At 54.7% G+C, this 6,257-nt stretch carries 4 protein-coding genes and 1 pseudogene; 3 read left to right on the forward strand and 2 right to left on the reverse strand.

Annotated elements, in window-relative coordinates; translation table 11 throughout:
* Positions 1–161 precede the first annotated feature (161 nt).
* A complete protein-coding gene (smc, locus tag PPOP_RS18390; protein WP_006288186.1) occupies positions 162–3,731 on the forward strand; it encodes a chromosome segregation protein SMC in 3,570 nt (1,189 codons plus the stop codon).
* Positions 3,732–3,745: 14 nt separating this feature from the next.
* Positions 3,746–4,750, forward strand: coding sequence for a signal recognition particle-docking protein FtsY (gene ftsY, locus PPOP_RS18395; protein WP_006288187.1), 1,005 nt, complete (start codon positions 3,746–3,748; stop codon positions 4,748–4,750).
* 145 nt (positions 4,751–4,895) lie between these two features.
* Here ftsY and PPOP_RS26210 read toward each other — a convergent pair.
* Together PPOP_RS26210 and PPOP_RS23100 are read right to left on the reverse strand one after the other, a co-directional pair.
* Positions 4,896–5,447: pseudogene (locus PPOP_RS26210) on the reverse strand (IS3 family transposase); the annotation flags it as partial.
* 137 nt (positions 5,448–5,584) lie between these two features.
* Entirely contained in the window at positions 5,585–5,758 is a 174-nt protein-coding gene (locus PPOP_RS23100; protein ID WP_006288189.1) for a hypothetical protein, read from the reverse strand.
* 112 nt (positions 5,759–5,870) lie between these two features.
* Between PPOP_RS23100 and PPOP_RS21360 the strand changes: the two genes are divergently transcribed.
* Positions 5,871–6,224 carry an ATPase gene (locus tag PPOP_RS21360; RefSeq protein WP_093471119.1) on the forward strand — a complete coding sequence of 118 codons (354 nt, stop codon included), beginning with the start codon at positions 5,871–5,873 and terminating at the stop codon, positions 6,222–6,224.
* The last annotated feature ends 33 nt before the right edge of the window (positions 6,225–6,257 follow it).

Below are 6,257 nucleotides of genomic sequence, written 5' to 3' on the forward strand. Positions count from 1 at the left end.
AGCAGCGCGCGAGACGGCACGGATGCCATTCCGTGACAAGCTGGTTTTTGCTCTTTCTTTGTCTAGAGCAGGGGCTTGGTCTGACTGCATGGACAACCGGATGGAGAGGGCTGATTCGGATCGCGATATGGTACAATAAACATTGAGGTGAATGAGGAACGATGTTCTTAAAACGGCTAGAACTGACGGGCTTTAAGTCCTTCGCGGACCGAACGGAGTTGGAGTTCGTTCAGGGAATTACCGGTGTCGTCGGCCCGAACGGCAGCGGCAAAAGCAATATTTCAGACGCTATCCGCTGGGTGCTCGGCGAACAGAGCGCCAAATCGCTGCGAGGCGGCAAGATGGAGGACATTATCTTTGCAGGCAGCGATGCGCGGAAGGCGGTGAATTTCGGGGAAGTTTCGCTGACGTTGGACAATAGTGACGAGACGCTCGGCCTGGACTTCCATGAAGTAACGGTCACACGGCGGGTTCATCGCCCAGGGGACAGCGAATATTTTATCAACAAACAGCCCTGCCGCTTGAAGGATATTACGGAATTGTTCATGGATACCGGCATCGGGAAGGAAGCCTACTCCATTATCGGGCAAGGCCGGATCGAAGAGATTCTGAGTACACGTTCGGAAGATCGACGCGGTATTTTCGAGGAAGCGTCCGGCATTGTAAAGTACAAGTCCCGCAAGCGGGATGCGAAGAAGAAGCTGGACGATACCGAGCAGAATCTGCTGCGCATTCACGATCTGGTTGTGGAGCTGGAGGATCAGGTTGGACCGCTCAAGGAGCAGGCCGAGAAGGCGCGCCACTTCAAGCAACTCAAGGAATGGTTGAAGACGAAGGAAATCGCCGTCTACGTTCATCAGATCGAGCAATTGCACACTTCCTGGCAGCACGCCAATGCGAAGTTGTCCGAGCTCAAGGAACGGGAGCTGGCGTTGTCCACGGTCGTAAGCGAGCATGATTCGAAGCTGGAAGTGCACCGGGTCGAACTGCGCAAGCTGGAGGAAGAACTGGAGCGGCTGCAGGCAACCCTGCTGCATTACAGCGAGGAGTATGAGAAGTGCGAGGGCCAGGGCGAGGTGCTCCGCGAGCGGAAGCGCAACCTGATCGCAAATGAGCAGCAGATGCGAGCCAGCTTGGCGACGACATCGGAGCGAATGCGGACGAAGCAACTGGAGGTTCAGGCTGTCCGCGAGAAGCTGCTGTCGCTGGAAAGCGAGCTCGTCGAGACGAAGGGGCTTATTCATGCGGAGGAGGCGCGGCTTGTCGGCGTAACCGGCAAGACGAGCTCCGATGCGGAGGAGAGCTTGAAGGGCGAACTGCTCGACATGATGAACCAGATGGCCCAACAGCGCAACGATATCCGTTATTACGACCAGCAGAAGGAAGCGCTGGACAAGCGGCTGTACAAGATGAAGCAGGGCCGTACGAAGCGGGAGCAGGAGCAGGCGGATCTGCGCAAGCGGATGGAAGATGCGAAGCGGCGCATGGAGACGATGACCGAGGATCTCGCCTACATACGGAACCGATATTTGCAGGAGAGCGAGCAGTTGAAGAAGGATGAAGCGCTGCTTGGCGAGACCGAGCAAGCGGCTCGCAAATGGCAGCAGCAAGCCGATGCGCTCGTCTCACGTCGCGACACGATGAAGGAGTTGGCGAATGATTACGACGGGTTCATGCTTGGGGTCCGGGAGGTCCTCAAGGCGGCCCGGCGCAACAGCCTACAGGGCGTTCACGGCGCGGTAGCCGAGCTAATCCGGGTGCCGGAAGAGCTGGAGACTGCGGTCGAGACCGCACTCGGCGCGGCGCTGCAACACATCGTCATGGAAAATGAAGTCGTATCCAGGGCGGCCATCACGTTCCTGAAGCAGCGGCAGCTGGGACGGGCCACATTCCTCCCGCTCGATGTCATCCGGAACCGGTCGATGAATGAGTCGGACCGCCGGGCCGTGGAAGGTGCCGGAGGATATATTGGAATCGCTGCCGATCTGGTACGCAGCGACAAAGCCTATGCGAATGTGGTCGGAAGCCTGCTCGGTAATGTCGTGCTGGCGGAGACGCTGGAGGATGCGAACCGGATTGCGGCCCGCCTGCAATACCGCTATCGCATCGTGACCCGCGAAGGCGACGTCGTCAATGCCGGCGGTTCCATGACCGGGGGCAGTCTGAACAAGAAGAATGCCAATCTGCTCGGACGCAAGCGCCAGCTCGAACAGCTCGACGCCGATATCAAAGCGACGGACAAGCAGTTAGCGAAGCTGAACGAGTCGGTTGCCGAGTTGAAGAAGCGGACGGCTGCGGCCGTCAAGCGGCTGGATGATCTGCGCGAGCAGGGCGAGAGCAAGCGAATCAGCGAGCAGCAACTGGCGAGCGAACAGATCCAACTGGAGAAGGAAGAGCTGCAGCTAGCTCAGTTGCTGGAGATGGAAGGTCAGGAGCTGGCCCATGCAGCCGAGGAAATGACGACGCTGGAGTCCGGGCGCAGAACGGCGGAGCTGCGGCTGTCTGAACTGAAGATCGAGGAGGATCGTCTTCACGTCGCCATCGAGAGGGCCGAATCGGCGCGCAAGGCGAACGAATCGGCCAAGGAGGAACTGCAAACCCAACTGACCGACATGAAGGTTCGCCAGGGCAAGCTGGAGCAAGAGACGTTCTCCCTTCAGGAGCGCTTGAAGCGGGTAGAGGAAGAGGCCCAGGGCTATGAGCAGGAATATACGCAGCTCACCCAGAGCCTGATTCAAGTGCAGATCGATCTCGAGACGGCCGAGCGCGAAGCGATGAAGCAGATGGAGGATCTGAATCATTTTGGCGTGAAGAAGCAGGAGGCCGGGAAGCAGATCGAGTTCAAGCGCACGGATCGCGCCGCTTCCCTGGAGCGGCTGGAGCTTGCCGAGAGCGATACGAAGGAGCAGCGCACCGAGTTGAAGCAGGTGGAAGAGGCGATGCGTCAGACCGAGATCCAGGCGAATCGGTTGGATGTCGAGCTCGACAATCTGCTGCGCAAGCTGAGCGACGAATACGAGATTAGCTTCGAGCTGGCGAAGCATCGCTATGCTATGCTCGACGATATCGAGACGGCCCAGCAGGAAGTGCGCGGCCTGAAGCGCCAGATCGCTGCGCTCGGAGAAGTCAATCTCGGAGCGATTGAAGAATACGAACGAATCAATGAAAGATATCAATATTTGAACGAGCAAAAAGACGATCTGATCGAAGCGAAAACGGCGCTATACCAAGTCATCCGCGAGATGGAAGACGAGATGTCGAAGCGGTTCAAAACGACCTTTGATGAGATTCGTCGGCGGTTCGTTGTCGTCTTCGCCAAGCTGTTCGGCGGTGGACGCGCCGATCTGGTGCTGCTTGAGCCGGACAACATTTTGGAGACCGGCATCGATATCGTAGCGCAGCCTCCCGGCAAGAAGCTACAAAATCTGCAACTGTTATCCGGCGGGGAACGCGCGCTGACGGCCATGGCGCTCTTATTCGCCATCCTGCATGTGAAGCCGGTGCCGTTCTGCGTGTTGGACGAGGTCGAGGCCGCGCTCGATGAAGCCAATGTGACGCGGTTTGCCCAGTATTTGCGCGAATTTGCGGAGGTGACCCAGTTCATCGTCGTTACGCACCGCAAAGGCACGATGGAAGAAGCGGATGTGCTCTACGGCGTGACGATGGAGGAAGGCGGCGTGTCCAAGCTGGTCTCCGTCAAGCTGGAGGATGAAGAAGCTATCATTGCATAAGGAGCGGGGGAGCTATGAGTTTTTTCAAAAAATTGAAGGAAAACATCGCATCCAAGACCGAATCGGTTACGGCCAAATTCAAGGAAGGCTTGGAGAAAACGCGCAAAGGATTGGTCGAGAAAGTCTCGGATCTGATTACGCGGCGTAAAAAGATTGATGAAGCCTTCTATGAAGAGCTGGAAGAGATTCTAATCGGCGCGGACGTAGGCGTCACAACCGTCATGAACCTGATTGACGACTTGCGCGTCGAGGTGCGGCAGCGCAAAATCGAGGACACAGCGGAACTGCAGCCGGTACTGTCGGAGAAGTTGAACGAGCTGCTAGGCGGCGACGAATCGAACAAGCTGAACATGAATCCGGACGGAATGACCGTCATTCTGTTCGTCGGTGTGAACGGCGTCGGCAAGACGACGACGATCGGGAAGCTGGCTTATCGTTTCAAGCAGGAAGGCAAGTCTGTGCTGCTTGCGGCCGGAGATACATTCCGTGCCGGTGCGATTGAGCAGTTGGAAGTATGGGGTCAGCGCGTCGGCGTAGAGGTCATCAAGCAGCAAGCCGGTTCGGACCCGGCTGCAGTCATGTATGACGCCGTTCAGGCAGCGAAGCAGCGCAATGTCGATGTGTTGCTGTGCGATACTGCCGGTCGTCTGCAGAACAAAACGAACCTGATGGAAGAGTTGAACAAAATTTTCCGCGTGATCCGCCGCGAGATTCCGGATGCGCCGCATGAAGTGCTTATGGTCCTCGATGCGACGACAGGCCAGAACGCGCTCAGCCAGGCGAAGCTTTTCGGCGAGAAGGGTGGCGTTACCGGCCTCGTGCTCACGAAGCTGGATGGAACCGCCAAGGGCGGCATCGTTATCGCAATCCGCCAGGAGCTGAGCCTCCCGGTCAAGCTGGTCGGGTTGGGCGAGAAGATGGAGGATCTGCAGGAATTCGATTCCGAGCAGTTCGTTCACGCCTTGTTCGCTGGGCTAATCGAGGAGGAAGAAGGGCAAGAGGCGCAGGAACTGCAATAATGATGATACGAGCGCAATGCCTATGGCATAACACGGCATAAAACGATGTGGAGACGTCCCAGCAAGGGGCGTCTTTTTGTGTGGAGTTCATCTTCTGACAGCGTAGGTGTACCACAAAACGGACGCCTGTCATGATAATGCTATGGAACGATTCAATGCACGCATTGTCGTAGCAGTTCCCTTTACGACTCATGCTCCCGATCATGGAGTAGACCTTAAGTTGCTTTTGGTAATCATGGGAGGCATACTGGCTGCCGCGATCGGAATGATGCAATACCTCACCATCGGGCTGCTGACGGCCGTGAGCCTGCCACAGCGCCTGCAGCACCAATTCCTTCGTCATTCGGTTGCTCATGTGCCAGCCGACGATCTTGCGGGAGTACAAGTCCATGACGCTCGCCAGGTACAGCCAGCCTTCCTCCGTCCCGACGTAGGTCATGTCTGTCACCCATTTTTCATTGGGCTTGCTTGCCGTAAATTCCCGGTTTAATACATTTTCTTGCACCGGAAGGTTATGTTTGGAGTTCGTTGTGGCCTTATACTTTTTGACGGTTCTGGATCGCCATTGCTGCTTGTTCATGATCCTTGTCACCGTTCGTTCGGAGATCTCCACACCTTGCTGACGGAGCTTACTGGTGATCTTGGGACTGCCGTAGAGCCTTCGGGATTGCTCGTAGACTTCCTTGACCTGATCGATCTATTCCTTGTGCTGACGCTCTCGTTCACTCTCAGGACGACTCTTCCATTTGTAGTACCCGCTACGAGATACTCGCAGTACATGGCACATCTTCTCCAGTCGGTACTCGGAGCGGTATTCATGGATAAATGTATATTTTACCGACGGTCTTTCGCGAAGAAGTGCATCGCTTTTTTTAAGATTTCGTTCTCCTCTTGCAAGTCCCGGATCTGCTTTTGCATTTCACGCAATTGATGTTCTTCGGATTTAAAGGCTTGTGCTACAACGATTTCCGGTTCATTGCCATACTTCTTCATCCAGCCATATACCATTCCATCCTTGCTTCAAACCAGTTGACTTCAATATTTTTACATGGTAGAATATTCTAGACATAATTTATAGACACGGATAATTTGACCAAATTCATATTAGGAGATGAATAAAATGAGAAGATTCAAAAAGATGATTATTTTGACCTCCATTGTTACTTCTATGACGGTTATGTCACAATCTGCATTTGCTACCCTTTCTACACCGACAACGGAAGATATTACGCAATGCTACGGTACTGCTAAACTCTCGGAGGACTCATCTACACCGCTGGTAAGGAACCACCGTGGAGCAACAGGAGACTGTCCTAAGGGATGGGATCATGTGGGCTGGTGTAAAGATGAACATAGAGTTCTTGCAGATAAAAACGACCCTGCTGGGGGGTACTATACAGTGAAATATAAGTATTGTCGTAAAGGAAAAAAAACAGATTGCTACTGGTATGATAGCGTATACCATGATGCTTAAATCAAAAATTCAAAGAGACACTCATCATATGGG

The sequence above is a fragment of the Paenibacillus popilliae ATCC 14706 genome (assembly GCF_000315235.1).
Classification (GTDB): domain Bacteria; phylum Bacillota; class Bacilli; order Paenibacillales; family Paenibacillaceae; genus Paenibacillus_B; species Paenibacillus_B popilliae.

What these genes read in the sequence shown, in the direction of transcription:
- PPOP_RS21360 (WP_093471119.1), top strand. Translation starts at nt 5,871, where the DNA reads ATGAGAAGATTCAAAAAGATGATTATTTTGACCTCCATTGTTACTTCT.
- smc (WP_006288186.1), top strand. Translation starts at nt 162, where the DNA reads ATGTTCTTAAAACGGCTAGAACTGACGGGCTTTAAGTCCTTCGCGGAC.
- PPOP_RS23100 (WP_006288189.1), bottom strand. Translation starts at nt 5,758, where the DNA reads ATGGTATATGGCTGGATGAAGAAGTATGGCAATGAACCGGAAATCGTT.
- ftsY (WP_006288187.1), top strand. Translation starts at nt 3,746, where the DNA reads ATGAGTTTTTTCAAAAAATTGAAGGAAAACATCGCATCCAAGACCGAA.